Genomic DNA, 21,385 nt, shown 5'->3' with positions numbered 1-21,385 from the left:
TGATAATCCAGTGATAAAGCTTTTTACATGACCAACATTTTTACAAATCGATACTGGCTGATTGTACTACTTGTGCTGAATTGTTCGGTTATCACAAGTGCACAAACAACTTTGACGCTCTACTATGGCGATCCCAATGACAGTCCTGACCTGGCATTTGACGGAAACGTCTTTCAGGCAGGAAATCAATTTGGCGATGCTCCTATATTCGCAAAATTTGGGGGAACTGGTACGCGTTCGTTTCAAATAGATTCGCCTGGTGAGAATAAGACAATTACAGTTGACAAGGACGGGTTCTTTTTCATTCGTCCTATTGAAAGTACTGTTATTGATGAGTCAAAAATCAAAAATTTCTCAGGAACGGTTTATGGTTCTGTTGTTATAACAGTCAAGCCATTAAGTATTACTACCATTAGTGCCATTGTAGCTACTGATGTGCCGCCTAGTTCTGAGATTACAGTTTCCTATAGAACCGGAGCCGGTACGTTTCCTGTAGATCTGGCCATTAACAGCTTTAAGGTTCAGCTACTGAGTGCGAGTGGCGCTTTTGTAACAGACCTGCTCAATTCCAGCGATCAGTATAGTGGGCGTGAGCAGAAGGGGTCTAGTTATGGAGGAACCCGTTATATTAAAGCAACCCTTCCCAGTACTATTAGCCCTGGCTCATATCGAGTTCGCGTAATAACGCAAGGTCTGATCACGAATATTTTGGGAAGCGCGAGTAGCCTGTTCACCGTTAAAGCGAACAATCCTACTATTACAGCAGGCAACATAAATACTGGCAAGTACTGTGCGGGCTCTACTGTCGTTTTTCCGTTTTCAACAACTGGTACGTTTCCTGCCGGTAATGTTTTTAAAGTGCAGTTAGTGAATCCCAATGGTACTACACTACAGGATTTGCCCGGAACAAGCTCCACCTCTCCCATCAGTGCAACCTTACCTTCAACGCTCACTAGTGGAGCTTATCGGTTTCGAATTGCTAGCACAGCAACAAATGTAGAAAGCCAGACAGATACCATTAATGTATTAGCATTGGCTACAATGTCTTTATCGGGTAGTTCCACGATTACAGCCGGAACGACAGCGCCTGTCGTGGTCGCACTTACTGGTACACCACCCTGGTCATTTACGTACACGGATTATAATACTGCTTATTCGCCGAACTATATACGGACTGTTACTTCATCATTAAGCCCGATTACAATCAGACCAACCTTTTTCTCTTCAACTACTTATGATAAAGCTTTTATACTGGGTTTTAGAGATAGTAATTGTGGAACAAGCGCAATTATTAATGGGGCGGCTCAAATTACAATTAATCAATTAACAATCACAACGGGTACATTATCCGGTACCTATTGTCCAGGTTCTGTTATTAATGTTCCTTTTACAGTTAGTGGGCCATTACCTGCTGGTTCCGTCTCTCAATTACAACTTTCTGATAGAAATGGAAATTTCCAGAATGCTCAGATAATTGGTGTTAGTGCTGGAACGAGTCCAATAGGTGCAACAATTCCTCAAATGCAGGAGGTGGGTACTGGCTACAAACTAAGAGTTACGTTGCAGGAATCCACTATTCCTGGGTCGATAGACTACAGCAACTCCGTTAACTCGATACCTAGTCCGTTAATCATCAGCCGTCCCGACGCACCCAAAGTACTCGACATCTCCTTCTGCTCAGGTTCAACAACTGGTCCATTAAGCGCAACTGGTGTGAACTTAAAATGGTACATTGAAGGTATAGGGAAACCGTTAGCCAGTGCGCCAACACCACCTAATAATCGCTCAAGTTTATACTATGTCAGTCAGACAATTAATAACTGTGAGAGTGCTTTAAGCGCAATAAACGTAACGCAAAAAGCACTTCCATCGGCACCAGTTGTAAGCAGTCTTTCAGTTTGTCAGGGTACGCAAGGACAGTTTTCTACTTCAACGCCAAACGCACTTTGGTATACGACAGCTACAGGTGGCCTGGGTTCTTCGCAGCCTCCGGTAATTAATAGTCAAATTGCTGGAGAACAGATTGCTTATGTATCCCAAACTGTTAATGGCTGCGAAAGTCCTCGTGCTACTGTTAAGGCCATAATTCACCCAATTCCGTTCGCGCCAACTGTACAGACGCCCAGTCCAGTATGTCAATTCGCAGTGGCTACTGCCTTAACGGCAACCGGCTCTAATTTAACGTGGTACACCCAATCGGGTAGATTAGCGGGCTCCCCGGTGCCCAATACCGCTCTATCGGGGATACTTTCCTATTCAGTAAGTCAGACAGTTAATAATTGTGAAAGTCCGCGAGCTACCATTACTCAGGTTGTGCAACCTGCCCCTGCTCTTCCCGTTGCCGGCTCAGTGCGTTACTGCGTTGGTGATGTTCCTCGTTCGCTGACAGCTAGTGGCTCAAATTTGAAATGGTATAGCACTCAAATAGGTGGTACAGGCTCTACGGTATCGCCTGCATTCTTCACAGATATAGCTAATGTGCTAACCTTTTATGTTACCCAAACTGATAATAACAATTGTGAGAGCTTGCGGCAACCTGTATCCGTATCTATAGTTGCTCCTCCGTCAGCACCACTTGTTACATCAAACCAAGTAGTGTGCCAGTTTGCAAAAGTTGGCGCTCTCACCGCTTCACCTGGTAGCGGGTTATTATGGCAAGGCCCTGGTATAAACGGCAACAGTGAAATTGCCCCTACACCAGTTACAACCCAGCCTGGCACCTTTGTTTATTCAGTAACTCAAAAGGCAGGAAGTTGCACCAGCACACCATCTTCAATTACTTTAATTGTCCGAAAAACGCCAGATGCACCAAAAGTAATTTCTCCGGTTACTTTCTGCATTGGTCAGGGTAATACTCCCCTGACGGCAATAGCGGAAGGACAATTAACTTGGTATACCAATGCAGATCATAGTGGAAGTCCTTTTGTACAGGTAGTAGCTAATACGGAACGGGCTGGCGTGAGTACGTATTACGTCACTCAAACTGATGAGTATAAATGTGAAAGTGCTAATAGTTCACTGGAGGTTCGTGTAGCGGCAAAAGCATCTGCTAGGCTTACAGGTGATGGAGATGTAAATCCTGGTGATAGTACGGCCATTCGAGTACGGCTTACTGGAGACGGACCCTGGACCTTTAATAACTGGAACGGTAAACTTATCAATACGTCAGATTCACTGTATGTTGAGTGGATACACCCTAGAACTTCGGGTAGCTATTCAATCACAAATCTTAGAAGTGCTTGTGGCGTAGGCAACATATTAAACAATTACACCTTAATTGTTAGAACTCCTTTAGCTGTAGAGCCCTTAGAAGAGCCTTCTCGGCTTAACGTTTATCCAAATCCTACAACCGGCGACATATCTGTAGACTGGAGCGCTCCGACCAGACAAACGGTTGACTTGCAACTTATCAACGCCGAGGGCAAAGTAATCCGACAGATTACACGGCAGGCTACAGGACAACCGCAGACCGAGTTATTGCGAATTGGAAACCAACCGGATGGCACGTACTACCTGCGATTATCAACACCCAAAAACGGTGTTGTGGCACAAAAAATCGTGAAAGAGTAATTTTTTTATTAGCCTTAAACACATCACCACTATAAATTTCAATATTACTATGCTAAGCTTCAAGCAATTTGATTTTCCACCTGGGCAAGATTTTGTGCCGTCGAAAGAAACAAAAAATTTTTGGTTGTACACAAAGAAAAGTAAACGTACGTTCGGGGGAGTCGCCTTACCAGGTTTGTTTGAAACTGTGGGTTACCCAACTCAGATGGTTGCTTTTTTCGCAATACTTCTGTTGGAGATTATACCAACTATCTATGGGATAGAAGAAGGTGTTTTATGGCAAGCTATTGCAGCTGCTATTTTTATTGATATTTTCTTAGCTGTTGTTTCACATATATGGCATGATAAGATTTGTAAATGCAAAAATGAATTAGTAAATGCTGATAGGGAAGTTATGAAAGAAGACTTGAAACGAAGAATTAGCCGTTATACTTTTTATACTTATACCTTTTATATTTTAATACTGGCATCAGGAATTTTAAAATTCTACTTCTTTTACGATGCATACATGACTCCGGATGCTATTGCAGGCGCAGTATTAGTTTGCTACTTACTTGGCGCGATACTTCACATTGCATACACAGGCTATTTCTTATATACTTCTCGATTTAATTACAAAATTCAGTCAGAATATAGCAGCTATGTTTCATCTGGAGGTATAGCTTACAAGGATAAAACTGGAAAAATTATACAGCCTCTCTTTTCTGAGGGAACAACAATTGACGCTAAACCAGACTCGTCAGGAAATCACCATATATTCAAATCAGATGATGATAGGTTATTTCTTGAAACATGTGGTATAATAACAGATAAAGAATTAGCCAGCTTAATTGTAAGGCAACCTTTTGATGTACAGGGAATTATTGCTAGAAGGGGCTTGCAACGGCAGATGGAAATACTCCAAATAAATTAATTCACACGATATGAAAGCTAACAAGATTACCTATTTATTAATTACTATGGTTGCTCTAATGTCATCTACTTGTGATAAAGGAGATCCATTACAGGCACCTGACAGAAGTGCATTAAAAATTGCTCTTGTAGATTCACTTGCTATTGAGTATGATGACGATGAAAGAAGGCTTCCTGAGAGTATACGGGAGTTATGTGCAGTAGTAACTTCTGAGAGTAAAGATTGTAACCGAGTTTTTATCCTTGATCCTATTCTAGCGCGTATAGATCAAAAAAAAGAGTTTGTGTTAAAGACAACTATTGAAAAAGGAGGTTCTAAAGATGTAAGTAATCCTAAAGTTATAGGTAGGCTTATACAGAAGAATTTCGATGAAATAGAAGTGCCTAAAGCGTTTTCTGTTAAGGCAGCAACAGGAGTAGACGCAGGTAACCTAATTTCCGAGTATATTTCAACAAAAGCTATAAATGACTCGATTATAGTTTTTAGTGAGGGTGGGTTGGATAATTACGTTCTGAATAAAAAAACGCATAAAGTTTATACTTCGATCGATGAAGTTAGAAAGAAGATTATTTCTGTACTATGTGAAAACGATAAAGCAAACTTCACTTTATTGGTTAATCCACCAACGATAAAACCTGGACCTAAAGAGGTTGTTAATGTGATACCTAAACCGGCTTCACCACCTGTCAATCGGCCAAGGCCTGTTGCTAATCCTCCTATTAGAAGACCTCAGGCGAAAATTAATGGTGACCTTACCATCATAGAAGGTAGCGAAGGTTGTGATATCTGCACACGTTATTACACTGCTACAGATAATGTAGGTCGCAGACATGAGGTTAGAGAAAAGAACTCAACATCTTGCTGTCCTTGTGATAAGACAGTTGAGATAAAAGGCCGCACTTATCGTATGGATTGTGGCGCTGGTAGTAATAGACTCGCTCTAGTCCAGTAGAAATGGACATTAACACACTTAAACCTTTACCAATATGGATTTTAAAGACCAGATTAGACAACTCGGCGACCGGGTTGCTCGTTTGAAAGATTCTATCCAGACCGAAGAAGCAACCAAGACCGCACTTATCTTACCATTTCTGCAAACCCTTGGTTACGACGTATTCAATCCATTAGAAGTTGTTCCAGATTTATCAGCGACATTGGCACCAAGAAAGCTGAGAAGGTAGGTACTTTGCCATATTACTAGATGACAATAACCGCAAGCCTATCTGTCGATTGCATCTGAATGGCAGTAAGAAAGCAATCACTGTATTTGATGAAAATCGAGCTGAGCAACGGCACGAAATAAATAGTATCAACGATAGCTTCTTACATAGCGACGCGTTGATCAAAGCACTATCTGCTTATGATAAGGCTGTTGTTTCATAAATGATGATTAAGCTTTGTGGGGCAGTTGTTTGTGGACTACTTGTGTAGAAACTACTGAATAGCAGCACAATAGCACTGCTACATAAACTGCTTAAATGTCTGATGGAGGGTTATTTGGCTTTTGGCTCCGGTAGCTTTTCGGCGTCATATAGCAGTAATCCGATCAGGAGAATGGCGGCCACGGTCAGGCAGAGTAGAGCCGCAAGCAGATTGAAGAGTCGCTGCCGGATAGTAAATGAACTCTTGAAAAATAAATTCAGGAAATGTGTGCATAAAACCAGATAGCCGGTAACAGAGATTATAATAAAATATGTACTCATGAAATTAACCGACCTAGATGGTTGTATCACCTCTATTCTACTTACATAAAGACAGGATATATAACTTTTTTTAGGATTTCCTTTTTAACGGTTATTCTTTTCCACAGAAGGTAAAATTGCCCGGTTAGCTGGTTAGGCTAAGTCAAAAACAGGGTCTGGCCAGACAAAGAGCCAAAAAAGGATTGACCGGCCTAGTTACCGGCTATATATACGTTGGCGCTGGTGTCGGCAGATTGGTGTATGAGCAGCTACTGAATAGTCCGGCGATATGTAATCGGTAACTTTTGGCCGGGGTAAGTTAATGGGCCTATGGCCGGGCGGGTGACATGCAGTCCTTATTAGAGCCAACAGGCAGTACCCGTTGGCTCCTGGTTTCAGAATTGGTAGCGAAAAAGGGGCTCCGTACGACGTCAGAGATAACCTTTTTTGGCCTCATCAAGATCCATTTCCGTTAACTCACCCATCTGCCCGAGCGTAGCTAACGCACTAATGGTCTCCTCCCGCTTGGGGTCATTCGATTTGTCGGTTTCAATGTTACCGTAAACGGCCTGTTCGACCGCATTCCGCAGCAGGGTGACGGCCGGTTGTGCAAATACATGCTTATGCTGGCTGCCATGTTCAGCGGGGTAGTCGCTGGGCGGCAGCTTTAGTTTATAAGTACCCATATCCCAAGTGTTGAAATTATTACCGATAGTCCATAATTAACCCTGGATAACCTATTTAGTTATCGGACTCTGGTTAAATACTTGAGTATCGCCTGGGCAGGGGAGTGCTAGCTTTTTCTCAGATAGCCTGAACCGGAAGGCCATGTTCGGCATCAATGGCTCAGGAAGGTGAGGCTCACAAGAGGCCGATTGTGGCTGAGGCAGAACGTATAAAACGTAAAGGCTCCTGGTTCGGGAGCCTTTAGCATGTATGGTCAACGGGTGGCTGCCTAGTTTGTCAGGCTGCCGGGTGTGGTCGAAGCGGGCGTGGTCGACATAGGCGATGTGGCCGAAGCCGAATCGGTAGTCATCGTTGCGGAATCAGTAGACATCGTTGCCGATGAATCACTAACCGCCGTCGTTGCCGAGGAGGTCTCCGTGGTTTTGTTCGATGAGCAGGCTGTGGTCAGCGCCACAACCGATAAAGCAAAAAGGAATGATTTAACTGAAGTCTTCATAGTTGTATAAATTTTGCGTTTAATCAGGAAACTGACTACCCTAAATGCTTAATAATCAGAAAGGTAACCCGTGGTTGCTTTATACAGAAGAAATAAAATTTGGGTAGGTTCCCGGACAACGATGAGATAGGCCTTTGGGGTTTATGCAGTGCCCGGAAGAACACTCCGGCATATCGTGTGTTAGTAGGTAAATCACCCGAATAAAAATGGCTCGCCAGGACCCCCAGATTGAATACATCGTGACGCAGGAAGCGTATGAAACGGCCTGTAACAGTTTACCCAAAGCGGGTACAGATAATCAGAAGGCTCAGTCGGTAAACATCACCGCCCGGCAGTACCGACAGAATACCAGCCAGACCATCAACGCCGGTAAATGGGTTCTGTGGAGCATCGGGCCCGAGTCGTTTGAGTTTACCTGGTCAAATGGGGCCTGGCAACCGCCCGCCAATCTGGTTATTCTGAACCGTTAACCTCCGAATGCGTAATATGGACTATAAGCAGAGACAAATAATCAGGGCAGTGTAGCTTTCAGGAACGCTCCATTCACTCAGAGTCGTAACCTTCCGGCTACCAGCTCGTTAAACATACAGCAACGAAGCAAAAAAGCCATGAGTGTCTCTGTTCAAACAAAAGCCCTGTTGTGGGGGCTGGCCGGTGTGGGTGCATGGGCCGCAACCAAATCCTTTCTGGCCCAGAAGCGAAAGACTGACTTTCGTAACAAAACGGTTATTATCACTGGCGGATCGCGCGGTTTAGGTCTCGAAATGGCCCGGCTACTGGCTCAGGAGGGAGCCAACCTGGCGATTTGCGCCCGCGACGGCGACGAACTGGATCGCGCCAAGTCGGAGTTAGAGCAGTACGGCGTAACGGTTTTCACGCAGGTTTGCGACATTACGGATAAGCTGCAGGTGGAGTGGTTCGTTGAAGCCACCCGGCAGGCCATTGGCCCGGTGGATGTGCTGATCAACAACGCAGGTATAATCGTCGTAACACCCTACGAACACGCCACCGAAGACGACTTCCGCGAAGCGATGGATACTAATTTCTGGTCGGCTTTTCACATGATCAATGCGGTGTTGCCCCATATGTGGATGAGGAAGTCGGGAAGGATCGTTAATATTGCTTCCTTCGGGGGTAAGGTGGCCATACCCCATCTGATTCCGTATTCCGTCAGCAAGTTTGCGCTCGTTGGGTATTCGGAAGGTATTCGGGCCGAGTTGCTGAAAGATGATATTTACGTAACCACAATCTGCCCCGGCCTGATCCGGACGGGTAGCCCACGTAACGCCATCTACAAAGGGCAGAACGAAAAGGAATACGCTGTTTTCAAGATTGGCGATTCGCTGCCGTTCGTCACGATCGATTCCGGCGAGTGCGCCCGCGAGGTTATCGACGCCTGTCGGTATGGCGAGGCCGAACGAATTATTACCCTGACAGCAAAGATCGGGGCCGCTCTGGAGGGGTTGGCCCCTAACCTGATTGGTGAGACCATGGGCGTTCTCAACACGTTCCTGCCCGATCCAGGTGGTATAGGTGAACAGCGTGCCTTGGGTAAAGACAGCGAAACACCGTTATCACAATCATTCCTGACTAATCTGACCAATGAAGCGGCTGAGCAGAACAATGAGATAGACCGTTAAAAAGCGATTGGCAAAGCCCGTAACCGGAGAGAATCCTGCGCTAAAAGACCCGCAGAAACACCTTTGGTATGGGCGCATCGAACCGCATCAGCTCGCCGGTAATAGGGTGCTCGAACGACAGCGTTTCGGCGTGCAGTCCCAGTCGCCCGATTGGGTCGGTAGTTGCGCCGTATTTTGCGTCGCCCACAACGGGGTGGCCAAGGTCCTGCATGTGTACCCGAATCTGGTTTTTACGACCCGTTTCCAGCTCCAGTTCCAGCAGGGCGTAATCGGCTGAGGCTTTCAGAACGTTGTAATTGGTGACGGACAGCTGCCCGTTGTCGGGGTTCTGGCTCGAATACACGATCAGGGCCTTGCTCTCCCGCAGATACGACGTAATTGTTCCCCTGGGCGGCTCCGGCACCCCTTCTACCAGGGCTACGTAGGTTCGCTGCTTGGTGGTGGCATTCCAGGACTCCTGCATCAGCCGCTGCACCTTTTCGCTCTTGGCGAACATCATTACGCCCGAGGTTTCGCGGTCGAGCCGGTGAATAATGAAGATCTTGTTGCGCGGATTTTCTTTCTTGGTATAATCGCTCAGGATGCTGTACGCCGTGCGATCCCGTTCTTTGTCGGTCGCCATTGAAAGCAGGCCTGCCTGTTTGTTGATAATAATCAGGTAGGCATCTTCGTAAAGCAGCGTCAGTCCCCGGTACTGCGTAGTTTGTGGCGCCCGGTTGGCCGCCACCGTCACGATCTGACCGGACTGTAGCGGATGGTTGAACTGCGTATAAACCTTCCCCTCAACCAGAATCTGCTTGTTGCTGAGCAGCGATTTTATGTTGTTCCGGTTCTTGTGCGGTAGTTTGGCAAGTAAAAACGCCATCAGTTCGGCGGGTTCCGAAACGGTAAATTGCTGGTCCGTGCGCTGGCCGCGCTGCCGTTGTGGCTTTTCGGGCTGATTGTTCATTGCGTTGTCAGTAAGTCCGTACTAACCGGCAGCCGGTCAGAAACGTAACGCAAAGGTACGGCAGCCCGGCGCATAACCCACTACTTATTTCCCCAGCCATTCCTTAAACTCAGAGATTCGGTCGCCACTGACGAAGACTTCGTGGCGGGATTTAGGCTGTAGATCGAGTTTGAGCTTGCCCGCTGAAAACGTATGGATGGTCTGAATGGCCGGCAGCGAAACCAGAAACTGACGACTGATCCGGAAAAACTGCCGGGGATTGAGCAACTGCGTCAGTTTGTCCAGGCTGTAGTCAACCGGCAGGTTCAGTCCCTCTTTGGTGACCAGAAACACAACTTTCTCTTCGAGGTAGAAATAAGCGATATCGGTTGTTTCAATACTCCGGATCTTGTTACCGACCGTAATCATGAACCGATCCTTGAAGTCGGTCTGGTTGGATTTGCCCAGCAAGCTCAGCAGCGTTTCCAGATCGGGGGCGCTGGTCTGTCCAAACTGCTGCTTGAACGACTTGAATTTTTCGATAGCAGCCACCAACTCATTGTAATTAATGGGTTTGAGCAGGTAATCGATGCTGTTAACCTTGAAGGCCTGAATCATGTACTCATCGTAGGCCGTCGTAAAAATGACCGGCGTTGTCAGGCTGGCCTGCTCGAAGATGCGAAACCCCAGATCGTCTTCGAGGTGGATGTCCATGAAGACCAGATCAAGGCTGGGGTGAGGAGCATCCAGCCAGGCTACCGCGTCGGCTACCGACGGAATGCGGGTCAGAACATGTATGGCTGGGTCGTACTTATGGAGTAATCCTTCCAGGCGTTTGGCGGTCAGGTTTTCATCTTCAATAATGACAACGTTCATGGGCAAAGAGTAAGAAGAGCAAATAAAAGAACAGCCGTGATCAGGCGCTCACCGGCTCCTTGACGCGTTCGCTGAGCAGCGGAATTTTAACAATAAAACTGCCTTCGTTCTCGCCAATCCAGACAGGCCGGTCGGTGAGCAGGGCATAGCGGTTCACAATATTCTGCAGACCAACGCCCGTTGAGGTTTCCGACTGCGGGCGGGGCTGGAAATTATTATGCACCAGCAACGATTCGCCGTCGAGGTGAATATGCACCTGCAGCGGTTCTTTGGCCGACATGCGGTTGTGCTTAACGGCGTTTTCGACCAGAAGCTGCAGCGTCAGGGGCGCAATGCTGTACCGGTTCTGATCGGCTTCGGGAACGTTGATAACCACATCAAATTTGTTTTCGAAGCGGATGTTGAGCAAAAATCGGTAGGCCTGAATAAACTCTAGTTCGGTCCTGAGCAGCACCCGTTCGTTATCTTTCTGCTCCAGAATATACCGGTAAGCCCGCGACAACTGGTCAATAAACCGTTCCGACAGATCGGCGTCGGCGTGTACCAGTGAGGAAAGAATACTTAAGCTGTTGAACAGGAAATGCGGGTTGACCTGACTCTTCAGGGCGGCAAACTGCGCCTGTAGGTTCTCTTTTTCGAGTCGTTCGGCCCGCACCTGAACATCTTCCAGTCGTTGGTTGGCCCGGCGGTTGGCAGCCAGGTAAAAGGCCGCGAGCATCGCCATTACGGTCAGGCCATTATTGGCCCGCCGGCGCTGTTCGCGGTTACGAAGACGTTCTTCCGATACCGGACGCGGGTTCATACGGGCCGGACGCGATTCCTGCTCGCGGTAGAAGCCGAACCGATTTTCCAGGGTGGCATCCAGGCCGTGCCAGAGCATATAGAAGCCAATGTTAAACACAACGGCCAGCGCACTCGCAACGGCTAAGGTGGCCAGTTGGGTCGGTAACTTGAATTCGATCAGAAAGTCTTCCCCAAATCGTTTAAACAACCCCTGCTGAATCCATTCGGTTACGGTAATCCAGGCGTAAAAGAACAGTACACTCAGCAGAATTTCCAGCAGCCAGAAGGGCAGACTCCGAATAACTAACGCCTGCGTGAAAGTGCCTGTGTTAACGTATATGCGAATAGGCCAGTATACGACGAACACGCTCAGGGCGAGTTGCCATTTCTGTCGGTTCGTCAGGCGGTACGTCATAATCCAGTTTTTGATTTATAGCAAAACTAAAGATAGTGTTTACCGAACAAAAAAGAATCGGGCGGAATGCCGGATTCTAAAGTCTGAGTGCCCCGAATTGGTTTTCGAGCCGATGGCTGGTTTTCTGCCGTAACCGTTGCTTAACTTCCCAAACGGCTTGACATCCTGCCTAAAAGTGTACTTTTACCCGTAAACTCATTCGTCAATGAATCGCCTTCTTGTTGGATTAGCCCTGCTGCTGGCGGGTTGTGGTACGTCGTCAAATCAGAATGACAAGCCAGAGGCTGGAAAGATGGCTCCGCCCTTCAGTCTGCCGTATAAACTCGACGCACCCGACGCGAATTTTTCCCTGCCCGCCAGTCTGCGGGAAATCTCGGGGCTAACCTATTACAAACCGAACCAACTCCTGTGCGTCCAGGATGAAGAAGCTGTAGTGTATGTGTTCGATACGGAGAAAAAGAAGGTGGTGCAGGATTTCGGCTTTGGCGGCTACGGCGATTTTGAAGGAATTGAATACGTTAACGGCGAGGTGTACGTACTGGAAAGTACCGGAAACCTGTTTCGGTTCAAGCCCGAATCGACGCAGATTGGGCGAACGAAAACCGGCCTGCCAGCTAAAACCGAAGTAGAAGGACTGGGATACGACCCCAAAACCAAACGCCTGCTGATTGCCGTCAAAAATGGGGGAGGAGCATCGAGCGACAAAGCCGTGTATTCGTTCGACCTGTTGAACCGGGCGGTTTTCAGGGATATGGGCCTGAACGACGAACAGCTAACTGGAGCTGGGATAGACCCAAAAACTTATAAGCCGTCGGGTATCGCCGTGCATCCGGTTACGGGGGAGTGGTACGTGCTAACCTCGACCGGTAAACGTCTGCTCGTTACGAACCGTCAGGCTAAAATCCTGTACTCTGTACCGCTGGATGCAAAGCTGTTTCGGCAGCCCGAAGGAATCTGCTTTGCGCCCAACGGCGACCTGTTTGTAGCCAGTGAAGGCGATGGAAAGAACGGGTATATTCTCAAATTCAGGTATAAAAAATAAGGTCTGGTTGCCCGGTAGAATTGCTTACGTGTAAACAGTTCAAAAGCTGGACAACCAGACCGTCACTTAAATAGCTACAAAGTCCATAGCCTGTTTCAGCGTCCGCTCACTACCCGTGTTCGGATCGCTATAGGACCGTTCGCCTACTTCAATATCCAGTTCCTTACCCATCAGTTGTTTGGTGTCTAACTCAATGCCTTCGTTAACATCAATGCCGACCCGCTCAAACAGGCTGATAATGTTTGACATGCCCGCCCGCGACTGATAAAAACGGTGCGATACGTAACCGTCTTCATTTTCAAAACGAACGGCGAAGAAAGGAATCCCTTTGTTCTCACTTTCGCCCTCTTCAATATCGGTTATCGTGACGTGGTGCTGTCCATCGGATAGCAGCGGCTTGTCCTGACCTTTTTCTATTTCAATCTTCATAACGTTGACTTTATGTTTTATTTGTATCATAAACCGTTTGGTTATGTGATTGTTTTGTGTGGTAAGCTGGAAAAGGCGGGTTTTTGGTAATTACGCATCATCTATGCGCTGGCCTGAGGTGAGCTGCTCCGGGAGACGTAACGCCCGAAAAACAGGATACACAAATAGTCCTGCCGATTTAACCCGTACACCAATCAGGTAACACGAGCCAAATCAGCAGGACTGTTTATGAACTAGCGCAACTATACCTTTTCCAGCACAATGGCCGACGCGCCACCGCCCCCGTTGCAAATTCCGGCTGCGCCGTAGCGACCGCCCTTCTGTTGCAGAACGTTCGTCAGCGTCGTTACGATCCGGGCGCCTGATGCCCCCAGCGGGTGCCCGATGGAAACAGCTCCGCCAAATACGTTCAGTTTCTCCTGCGGAACGTGCAGCACCTCGCTGAATGCCAGCGGCACCACGGCGAACGCTTCATTGACCTCGTAGAAATCGACGTCGTCGATTTTCAGTCCGGCGCGTTCGAGGGCGAGTGGCACGGCCTTGGTTGGGGCAGTCGTAAACCACTGCGGCTCCTGCTCCGCATCGGCATAGGCCAGAATCCGGGCCAGCGGCTTCACGCCCAGCTCGTCGGCTTTTCGTCGGCTCATGATGACCAGCGCTGATGCCCCATCGCTAATCGGCGACGAACTGGCGGGCGTTACGGTTCCGGCTGGCGAAAAGGCCGGTTTCAGGGTTGGAATCTTGTCGTAAATTACATTTTTGTATTCTTCGTCTTCGCTCACCGTTACGCTGCCTTTCCGGCTGGCGACTTCGACCGGCACAATTTCGGCTCCAAACTGACCGCCCTGCGTGCTGGCTTCAGACCGGCGATACGACTGCACCGTAAAGGCGTCCTGCGCTTCCCGACTGATGGCGTAGTGACTGGCCGTCTGATCCGCAAAAACACCCATGGCACACTGGTCATAGGCGTCAATAAGACCGTCGCGGGCCAGACCGTCCACGAGTTCGGCGTTGCCGTATTTATACCCAAACCGAGCTTTCGGTACATAATAAGGCGTATTGGACATACTCTCCATCCCGCCTGCAATAATCACGTCGGCCTGGCCCAACTGGATCGTCTGGGCAGCCAGCATAATCGCTTTGGCTCCTGATGCGCATACTTTATTGATGGTTGTACAAGGGATATGTGCGGGTAAGCCAGCTTTCAGAGCCGCCTGTTTGGCGGGGGCCTGGCCAACATTTGCCGAGACAACATTGCCCATATATACTTCCTGCACCTGATCAGGCTGAACACCAGCCCGGCTTAGTGCCCCGCGAATGGCGGCTGCCCCCAGATCGGTGGCCGATAAGCTCGATAAGACGCCCCCGAAACTGCCAATTGGTGTCCGGACGGCGGAAATAATAACAACTTCGTTCATGAATGTGGTTTTGTTGATTAACGTGATCTGGAATAAATAGCTCGCTATGGCAGTGGGCTACCAGTGGTTGCTACGGCTTGTCGATTTTGCGTTTGACCGTCGGGCCGACCGGGTCAGGGCATACGGTAAATCATCGTCCTGCATTGCATCGAGCAGTTGAATAGCCTGTTCTTCGCTTAAGTTTAACCGACGGAACCGGCGCAGCAATTCATCCTGCCGGGCCGACTGTTCTACCTGCTGCCCCACGGGCCGCGACTGGCTGGCCGACCTGGACTTTGCCGATTTCTGCCGCTGGTTCGGATCGGGCAGCTTACCGGAAAACTGCTTCTTGATTAACTCAAAATCATACCGCGCCGGTTCATTGTTAGGGTCTTCCAGCAGGGCCTGTTCAAACAGCAGCAGAGCCGCTGCACTGTCGCCTTGCAGACAGGCCATGACACCCAACTGCGTAGCTGCCACCGTTCGCAGATCGGGGCGGTCGGACCGGAGCAGAGTTTCGTATTGGGGGCGTGCTTTGTCGTATCGTTTCAGTTGAAAATACGTATGTCCCAAATTCAGCCGAACGGCTGGATCGATGGTGGTTGTCGTGCGGCTTAGGGCAGCATACAGGCTGAGCGCCCGGCCGTAATTGCCGGCCTGATAGGCCGCTTCAGCCTCCCGACGTGCCCGATTGTTCTCTGAAATCTGAATTAAGGAATTCGGCTGACTCCACCAGAGCCACAGGAGAATGAACAGGTAAACCATACGTGTATACAGAACGGATCGTCAAAATTAAAAACGAAAGTTTAGGTTACGATCACAGCCGGAACGTCCGCACGGTGATGATCAGATCGAAGGCGAGCAGCACCAGCGCGGCCAGCAGAAAATAATAATATTTGTTGGTTGAAACGGCCACCTGATTCTGATCGGATACCCGGCCCTGTTGCGCGCGCAGAACAGAAGCCAGTTCATTGACGTATTGACCGCTGGCATCAGCCTCAATGTACTGTCCGCGTCCGGCGCGGGCCAGTTCCTGCAAAAATGTTCGATTCAACCGGCTTCGAACAATCTGCCGGGCGTCGTCGCGGACAAAATCACGGCCTTCCCGAATCGACGCGCCTGCTTCTGTCCCAACGCCGACCGTAATAAGGGGTAGGCTAGCCGTGCGGAGCTGCATCAGTGTCATACGATCGCAGGTGCCGAAATTCTCGCCATCACTGAATAAGACGAGCGCTCGGGCGCTTTGTTGCGTTGATGAATCGGTGAGAAATTTCTGACGGGCCAGCTCCAATGCCGTGCAGAGGTCCGTACCGCTGCTGGCCGCTGCATTGGTTCGAATATCCCGCACAAAGCGCTTGAGCGCATCGTGGTCGGCCGTTAGGGGCGAAAGCACAAACGATTCTCCGGCCGTCAGGATTAAACCGAATCGGTCGGCGGGCAGCGTATCGCACAGTTGCTGGATGTCATATTTCACCCGTTCGAGTCGCGTAGGGACTACATCGCCGGCGTTCATGGACCGTGACACATCAACCAGCAGGTAAACATCGCGGCCAGTTGTTGAAGCATTGCGTTCGGCCTCCCCAAACGAAGGGCCCAGCAGCGCAATCAGGAGCAGTGCCAGATAGCTACTGCGTAGAAAAAACTTCGGGATAACTCCCCAGGCGGACGTATTCAGCTGCCGCGCGAGCCGGAATGTGCGAAAAATATAGAGCGCATACAGTCCAATAAACAGACCAATTAAAAAAAAATCAGTGCTTGAAAACGAATACAGCCAATTCATGAAAAGCAGCAATCAGCCTGATGCTGACGAACTTCGTCGGCGGTAGGTGGTATTTGAAAAAGGCGAAAGTAGTAATTCTTAAAAGATTTTACGCGTACCCTCTTGTTGTAAACGATGATTACCCCTATCTTTGTGTCCCAATCGTCCAGCAAGCGAATGGTTGGCTACGGAGAGATGCCTGAGAGGCCGAAAGGAACAGTTTGCTAAACTGTCGTACTGGTAACGGTACCGAGGGTTCGAATCCCTCTCTCTCCGCTGATTGAACGTAGTCTGCACTTCGGGGTGTAGCGTAGCCCGGTATCGCGCCTGCTTTGGGAGCAGGAGGTCGTAGGTTCGAATCCTGCCACCCCGACACTAAGAATCAAGCACTTATCAGCAATGGTAAGTGCTTTTTGTTTTCGGTTTACACTCTGGTTTACACAATTTCATTCTTGGCTTGTATGAATTATAAGCTGACCTCAAAATAGTAAGCTAAAAATGCTTGTACGTCCACAGTCTGTGTTTGACAAGAAGCTTACGAAGACGCCTTAAAGCAGGATATTGTGCCTATCCGGTCGTCAGCCGACTAAGTCAGTGGCTAGGGTACCATCCCAGAAGTGGTCTATATACTAATGGATTAGTGCCATTGTGACTTATATTCGTAGCTAATCCACTAGCTATGTAGTGTTTGATTATTACGCTAAACTAAATAAAAAGTCGCGCCAGCAGAAGGTAGGAGAGTGGGCTCTAGGTGTTTATGTTTACTCAAATCCTGGGCGATGGCTAAGCCTGGGTCTTCGCTAGCTGGTTAACCAGAAGGTATCAGTCCCTTAATGACCTGCCCCGCAGCATTAAGCAGTTTCACCTTGAGGGGCTTGCGGGTCCTTAATTTGCGCCTGGTAGTTGCTATTGTTATAAGAACGTGTTTGGGAACTGGTAAAGGCTGGGCGTCGAGTCATTTTTGTATCGACCAAGATGCGACGCAATGACTAAACAGTAGAAGCCGCTGAGCGTCAGTTAGTATGAGGCAATAGCTCCGGCGACCCGGTTGAGATCAAACGAAGCTAGGTTTAACGCAAATAATAGAAGTTCACCGACCGTCGCTTAAATGGGGCGTTTGAGGAGATCGTATATATATATCAGAAATTACAATAAACCGAAGCGGATCAGTTTTACTCTACTATCTACCCTCTTTAGGTTGGCGATTTGTTGAACTGTTCATGATAGAGCTACAAGAAATCAACTATACAATGCTCAGTTTCCTTTCTCAGCGGCTTTTCTGATATCCTTGGAAGAGAGAATCGTTTTAGGAAAACCATACTCTGCCACATGGATCATGGCCAGCCCAACTTCCCGGGTGGTGCAGTGGGGGACCAGCAGGCTGAGAACAGGGTAGATCGTGGCCATAAACTTGTTGGTCCCCGTCACGTACCGTTGCTCTGGATCAGGCTTTAACAGACCGGGGCGAAAGCAGAAAACGGCTTTGAACCCCATTCGTTGCAGGGCATTCTCGGTTCTGCCTTTGACTCTGGCCCACATCATCCCGCCTTTTTCGGAAGAATTAGTGCCTGCCCCAGAGACAAAATTAAACGTGATCTGCGGGTTTAGTTGCAGCACAACCTGGGCGAAGTGGAGTGTGGTGTCATAGGTGATATGCGTATATTCCTGCTCACTCATCCCATTGGAGCTGATGCCCGCGCAGTAGAAACAGGCGTCATAACCTTTCAGGTTGGGATTGTCAGCGGATAGTTGAAGGAAATCGTCGACAAGCAGCTCTTTCAACTTAGGGTGCTTCCTGCCGCAAGATTTTCTACTGACGGATAAAACCTGTTTAACAGTCGGATTGGCCAGGCACTGTAGTAATACGCCTTCGCCTACCATACCCGTTGCTCCGGTGAGAATAACGTTCATGATCGTTTCTTTAAATAAATAGATAACTCTTACGCTTTTTTAGCCCTCCTGTGAATGCATAGTTAGCAGCCTGTGCTTTCAAGGAAGAAGTCCGTAGTACTTCCAGGTTGCAGCCGCCCCACGGTATTGGCTACTCCCACCACCGCTGTTGCGGCAGCGGCTCGCCCGTATCCAGCCGAATGGGCTGGCCCAGCTCGGGGGTCGCCAGGAGTAACTGGCGACGGGTGGCCTCGGCACTGGCGCGACGCACGGGCTCGTTCCAGGCGTGCAGAGCCTCGGAGAAAGCACCCCAGTGCACGGGCAGCATGGCGCGGGCTCGCACGTCAAGGGCAGCTTGTACGCTCTCTTCGGGCATCAAATGAATATGGGCCCAGTTCTTATTATACTGCCCGCATTCCATGATTGCCAGATCAAACGGTCCGTACTTGGCACCAATCGCCTGGAAGTGATCGCCATAGCCGCCGTCACCGCTATAAAACAGGCGCTTACCGCCACCCATTATCACCCACGATGACCAGAACGTGCTGTTGCGGTTGGTTAGCCCCCGACCGGCATAGTGCCGCGCGGGCTGGCTGACGAGTAGTAGCCCCGGCAGCTGGATCGAATCCCCCAGCTTACCTCGCGGATGTGGCTATCGGCCACGCCCCAGCGCCGGAAATGGGCTCCTACCCCCAGCGGCACACAGAATACGCCCACTTTGTCCTTAATCGTCTGAATCGTTTGGTAGTCAAGGTGGTCGTAATGGTCATGCGAGATCAGAACGGCGTCGATAAACGGTAGTTTCTCCGCCGTAATGGGCACCTGGGGGTTATAGCGAACCGGCGCTACGCCCCGTATGGGGCCCATTTTAATGCTGAGCACGGGGTCGAGCAGCACCCGACGGCCAGCTAACTCGACCAGGCTGGCCGAGTGCCCGAACCACGTCACCTGCGCCAGCCCCGGGGTGGGCCGCGTCAACGTCAGTGAATCCAGAGAGTGCATGGGCAAGGGTCCCGGCGGATTGACCTGCGGGCTTCGATGAAATAATAGCTGCCGCATGGCTCCTAGCTGAGTTCCCCCAGTCATTAACTGGGTAGGTTGCCCATTCACAAACTGGCCGTCGTGATAGTGCCCCGACTGAGCAAACACCTGCTCATCTGCCTGGGTGGGTGTACCGCCCATCTGGGCGTTGAGCTGGCAAGATACCGTGCCCACCAGTAGCAGTAGAGCGAGGCCACCGAGCCACTGGCTGGTGACGCGCAACGATTTTTTCATGATAAACTGCCAGCTGGTTTATGTGCTGTTTTGGGCAGCACGCAAACCGCCTGCGAAAATTAGTTAGAACAATAGCCTGGCGATTCTGTCCAGGTCAGGGACTAACAGGCCGTTGGAGCGCCGTTCGTTATACCCTTGGCCTGTCCGTGGATAGCATCAATTAAACGAGGTTCGGTATTCCAGGGGCGTCATACCGGTTTTGGACTTGAATAAACGCGAGAAATATTGCGGATAGTCAAAGCCCAAGCCAAAAGCCAGCTCGCCCACCGAGTGATTCGTACTCAACAGTAAGTTCTTGGCTTCCTCAATCAGATAATAATGAATGCGATCCTGGGCGTTCATGCCTGTTTCCCGCTTTAACAAATCGCTCAGATAGTCGGGCGATAAGTGAACCTGATCAGCCAGATACTTAACCGTTGGCAAACCTTTTTCACGCAGGTCAGCCTGCTGGTAATGGGCCGTTAAAACGGCTTCCACTTTAGCCAGGATGTCGCCGTTAACCTGTTTGCGGGTGATAAACTGCCGGTCGTAATACCGAATGCAGTAGTTGAGCAGCAATTCGATGTTGGATACAATCAACGTCTGGCTGTGCCTGTCGATGTTTTCCGATAGCTCGGAATCTATTTTTTGCACAATCTCACCCAGGGTATTTTGTTCCTTGTTGGATAGATGCAGGGCTTCAGCCGTTTCGTAGCCGAAAAAAGTATACTCCCTGATTCGGCTCCCCAGCGTAGTGCCGCGTATCAAATCGGGGTGAAAGAACAGGCCCCAGCCGGAAATAGCGCTCGGTCTATCCGACGGCTCATCTAAGGAGATAACCTGTCGGGGGGCAATACAGACTAAACTGCCGTCCTGAAAATCGCACGCTTGCTGGCCATACTTGATTTTGTATTCGCACGCGTTTTTGAACATCACGGCGTAACAGCCCAGCGTGAGTTTGAGGCCCGAATTAATTTGGTCCCGATACGCAGAGAAGTCAATGACGGCCACTAAGGGGTGCTTAACCGAGGCCTGCGGCAGCAGTTTATGCATGTCGCTGATGGTCTCCAGATGAATAACATTGCTCATGGTTTTTGACTCGGTCCGGGAAATCTATTGTAGGGATCTCAGAATGCTGGCGTAATAGATGGCGGCTCTCTGCTCAGAAAAATAATCGACCGCCAGACCTGCCAGGCCAAACAGGGCCAGACCGATTCCCGCGCCCTGCCAGGTTGGGCTTTTAGTCAACCAAAACAGGCCTACGGTTAGCGCGAAACAGAGAGTGGCTACAATTTTTGATATCCGGTATTGATACTGAAAGTCTTCCACCCGCTTTTTTTCGGCTTCCATGAAGGCTCTCTTGCCTGTCTGGTAAGCGGCCGGAAGCTGGGTCATTCGCTTGTTGTTGGAAACCAGCATACTCCCGCCAACCCCTATGTAGACAAGGCCGGTAATGACCAACGGCAGCAACAACGCTTTGGCCCCTGGGGTTGACCCCATCTTCCAGAACAACAGCCCTGCGATGACGGTAGCTATACCAAACAGAAGAACCAGGGTAGCCTCGAACAACTCGCCCTTGATCCAGGCCACCGTGTTATCGATAAATTCCATGCGTTTTAACGTC

21 protein-coding genes and 2 tRNA genes are annotated in these 21,385 nt (G+C 49.3%); 9 read left to right on the top strand and 14 right to left on the bottom strand.

Features of this window, described 5'->3' with window-relative positions; genetic code table 11:
* The first annotated feature begins 27 nt into the window (after window positions 1-27).
* The 4 genes from HNV11_RS16065 to HNV11_RS16050 are packed head-to-tail and all read left to right on the top strand — an operon-like array spanning window position 28 to window position 5,664.
* A complete protein-coding gene (locus tag HNV11_RS16065) occupies window positions 28-3,570 on the top strand; it encodes an Ig-like domain-containing protein (RefSeq protein ID WP_171740629.1) in 3,543 nt (1,180 codons plus the stop codon).
* A gap of 49 nt (window positions 3,571-3,619) precedes the next feature.
* Window positions 3,620-4,483, top strand: a complete 864-nt coding sequence (locus tag HNV11_RS16060) for a hypothetical protein (protein WP_171740628.1) — start codon at window positions 3,620-3,622, stop codon at window positions 4,481-4,483.
* A gap of 10 nt (window positions 4,484-4,493) precedes the next feature.
* On the top strand, window positions 4,494-5,435 hold the full coding sequence (locus HNV11_RS16055) for a hypothetical protein (RefSeq protein WP_171740627.1): 942 nt from the start codon (window positions 4,494-4,496) through the stop codon (window positions 5,433-5,435).
* Between the two features lie 34 nt (window positions 5,436-5,469).
* Window positions 5,470-5,664, top strand: coding sequence for a hypothetical protein (locus HNV11_RS16050; protein WP_240163482.1), 195 nt, complete (start codon window positions 5,470-5,472; stop codon window positions 5,662-5,664).
* A 932-nt stretch (window positions 5,665-6,596) separates the two neighbouring features.
* On the opposite strand, the gene HNV11_RS16045 is transcribed toward HNV11_RS16050, so the two are convergent.
* Together HNV11_RS16045 and HNV11_RS16040 are read right to left on the bottom strand one after the other, a co-directional pair.
* Window positions 6,597-6,851, bottom strand: a complete 255-nt coding sequence (locus tag HNV11_RS16045) for a hypothetical protein (RefSeq protein ID WP_171740626.1) — start codon at window positions 6,849-6,851, stop codon at window positions 6,597-6,599.
* Between the two features lie 269 nt (window positions 6,852-7,120).
* A complete protein-coding gene (locus HNV11_RS16040) occupies window positions 7,121-7,348 on the bottom strand; it encodes a hypothetical protein (protein WP_171740625.1) in 228 nt (75 codons plus the stop codon).
* Window positions 7,349-7,554: 206 nt separating this feature from the next.
* Between HNV11_RS16040 and HNV11_RS16035 the strand changes: the two genes are divergently transcribed.
* Both HNV11_RS16035 and HNV11_RS16030 read left to right on the top strand, forming a co-directional pair.
* Entirely contained in the window at window positions 7,555-7,818 is a 264-nt protein-coding gene (locus HNV11_RS16035) for a hypothetical protein (protein ID WP_171740624.1), read from the top strand.
* A 138-nt stretch (window positions 7,819-7,956) separates the two neighbouring features.
* Complete coding sequence (locus HNV11_RS16030) at window positions 7,957-8,988, top strand: SDR family NAD(P)-dependent oxidoreductase (protein ID WP_171740623.1); 1,032 nt, start codon at window positions 7,957-7,959, stop codon at window positions 8,986-8,988.
* A gap of 40 nt (window positions 8,989-9,028) precedes the next feature.
* On the opposite strand, the gene HNV11_RS16025 is transcribed toward HNV11_RS16030, so the two are convergent.
* From HNV11_RS16025 to HNV11_RS16015, 3 genes are all read right to left on the bottom strand, one after another.
* Window positions 9,029-9,937: an RluA family pseudouridine synthase gene (locus tag HNV11_RS16025; protein WP_171740622.1), complete on the bottom strand. Its 909-nt coding sequence runs from the start codon at window positions 9,935-9,937 to the stop codon at window positions 9,029-9,031.
* Between the two features lie 84 nt (window positions 9,938-10,021).
* A complete protein-coding gene (locus HNV11_RS16020; RefSeq protein ID WP_171740621.1) occupies window positions 10,022-10,792 on the bottom strand; it encodes a LytR/AlgR family response regulator transcription factor in 771 nt (256 codons plus the stop codon).
* 40 nt (window positions 10,793-10,832) lie between these two features.
* Window positions 10,833-11,990, bottom strand: coding sequence for a sensor histidine kinase (locus tag HNV11_RS16015; RefSeq protein ID WP_171740620.1), 1,158 nt, complete (start codon window positions 11,988-11,990; stop codon window positions 10,833-10,835).
* A 205-nt stretch (window positions 11,991-12,195) separates the two neighbouring features.
* Here HNV11_RS16015 and HNV11_RS16010 point away from each other — a divergent pair, with 205 nt between their 5' ends.
* Window positions 12,196-13,032, top strand: coding sequence for an SdiA-regulated domain-containing protein (locus tag HNV11_RS16010; protein ID WP_171740619.1), 837 nt, complete (start codon window positions 12,196-12,198; stop codon window positions 13,030-13,032).
* Between the two features lie 66 nt (window positions 13,033-13,098).
* Here HNV11_RS16010 and HNV11_RS16005 read toward each other — a convergent pair whose 3' ends face one another.
* The 4 genes from HNV11_RS16005 to HNV11_RS15990 form a co-directional block, all read right to left on the bottom strand.
* Window positions 13,099-13,461 carry a hypothetical protein gene (locus HNV11_RS16005; protein WP_171740618.1) on the bottom strand — a complete coding sequence of 121 codons (363 nt, stop codon included), beginning with the start codon at window positions 13,459-13,461 and terminating at the stop codon, window positions 13,099-13,101.
* 242 nt (window positions 13,462-13,703) lie between these two features.
* Entirely contained in the window at window positions 13,704-14,879 is a 1,176-nt protein-coding gene (locus HNV11_RS16000) for an acetyl-CoA C-acyltransferase (RefSeq protein WP_171740617.1), read from the bottom strand.
* Window positions 14,880-14,936: 57 nt separating this feature from the next.
* Window positions 14,937-15,623: a tetratricopeptide repeat protein gene (locus HNV11_RS15995; protein ID WP_171740616.1), complete on the bottom strand. Its 687-nt coding sequence runs from the start codon at window positions 15,621-15,623 to the stop codon at window positions 14,937-14,939.
* Between the two features lie 52 nt (window positions 15,624-15,675).
* Window positions 15,676-16,638, bottom strand: a complete 963-nt coding sequence (locus tag HNV11_RS15990) for a vWA domain-containing protein (RefSeq protein WP_171740615.1) — start codon at window positions 16,636-16,638, stop codon at window positions 15,676-15,678.
* Between the two features lie 168 nt (window positions 16,639-16,806).
* Between HNV11_RS15990 and HNV11_RS15985 the strand changes: the two genes are divergently transcribed.
* Together HNV11_RS15985 and HNV11_RS15980 are read left to right on the top strand one after the other, a co-directional pair.
* Window positions 16,807-16,893, top strand: a tRNA-Ser gene (locus HNV11_RS15985).
* Window positions 16,894-16,916: 23 nt separating this feature from the next.
* A tRNA-Pro gene (locus tag HNV11_RS15980) sits at window positions 16,917-16,990 on the top strand.
* Between the two features lie 881 nt (window positions 16,991-17,871).
* Here HNV11_RS15980 and HNV11_RS15975 read toward each other — a convergent pair.
* The 5 genes from HNV11_RS15975 to HNV11_RS15955 form a co-directional block, all read right to left on the bottom strand.
* Window positions 17,872-18,528, bottom strand: coding sequence for an NAD-dependent epimerase/dehydratase family protein (locus tag HNV11_RS15975; protein ID WP_171740614.1), 657 nt, complete (start codon window positions 18,526-18,528; stop codon window positions 17,872-17,874).
* A 130-nt stretch (window positions 18,529-18,658) separates the two neighbouring features.
* Entirely contained in the window at window positions 18,659-19,123 is a 465-nt protein-coding gene (locus HNV11_RS24090; protein ID WP_262889976.1) for an MBL fold metallo-hydrolase, read from the bottom strand.
* The gene (locus HNV11_RS24085; protein ID WP_171740613.1) at window positions 19,066-19,782 is read right to left on the bottom strand and encodes an MBL fold metallo-hydrolase; all 717 of its coding nucleotides are present in this window, start codon (window positions 19,780-19,782) and stop codon (window positions 19,066-19,068) included. Before HNV11_RS24085 ends, HNV11_RS24090 begins: the two co-directional genes overlap by 58 nt.
* Before the next feature lie 156 nt (window positions 19,783-19,938).
* Window positions 19,939-20,850, bottom strand: a complete 912-nt coding sequence (locus HNV11_RS15960) for a helix-turn-helix domain-containing protein (RefSeq protein ID WP_171740612.1) — start codon at window positions 20,848-20,850, stop codon at window positions 19,939-19,941.
* 24 nt (window positions 20,851-20,874) lie between these two features.
* Window positions 20,875-21,372: a hypothetical protein gene (locus HNV11_RS15955; protein ID WP_171740611.1), complete on the bottom strand. Its 498-nt coding sequence runs from the start codon at window positions 21,370-21,372 to the stop codon at window positions 20,875-20,877.
* Window positions 21,373-21,385 lie beyond the last annotated feature (13 nt).

It is taken from the genome of Spirosoma taeanense, assembly GCF_013127955.1.
GTDB classification, from domain to species: domain Bacteria; phylum Bacteroidota; class Bacteroidia; order Cytophagales; family Spirosomataceae; genus Spirosoma; species Spirosoma taeanense.
The sequence above is the reverse complement of the archived record's forward strand: the minus strand, read 5'-3'. Positions and strand labels throughout refer to the sequence as shown.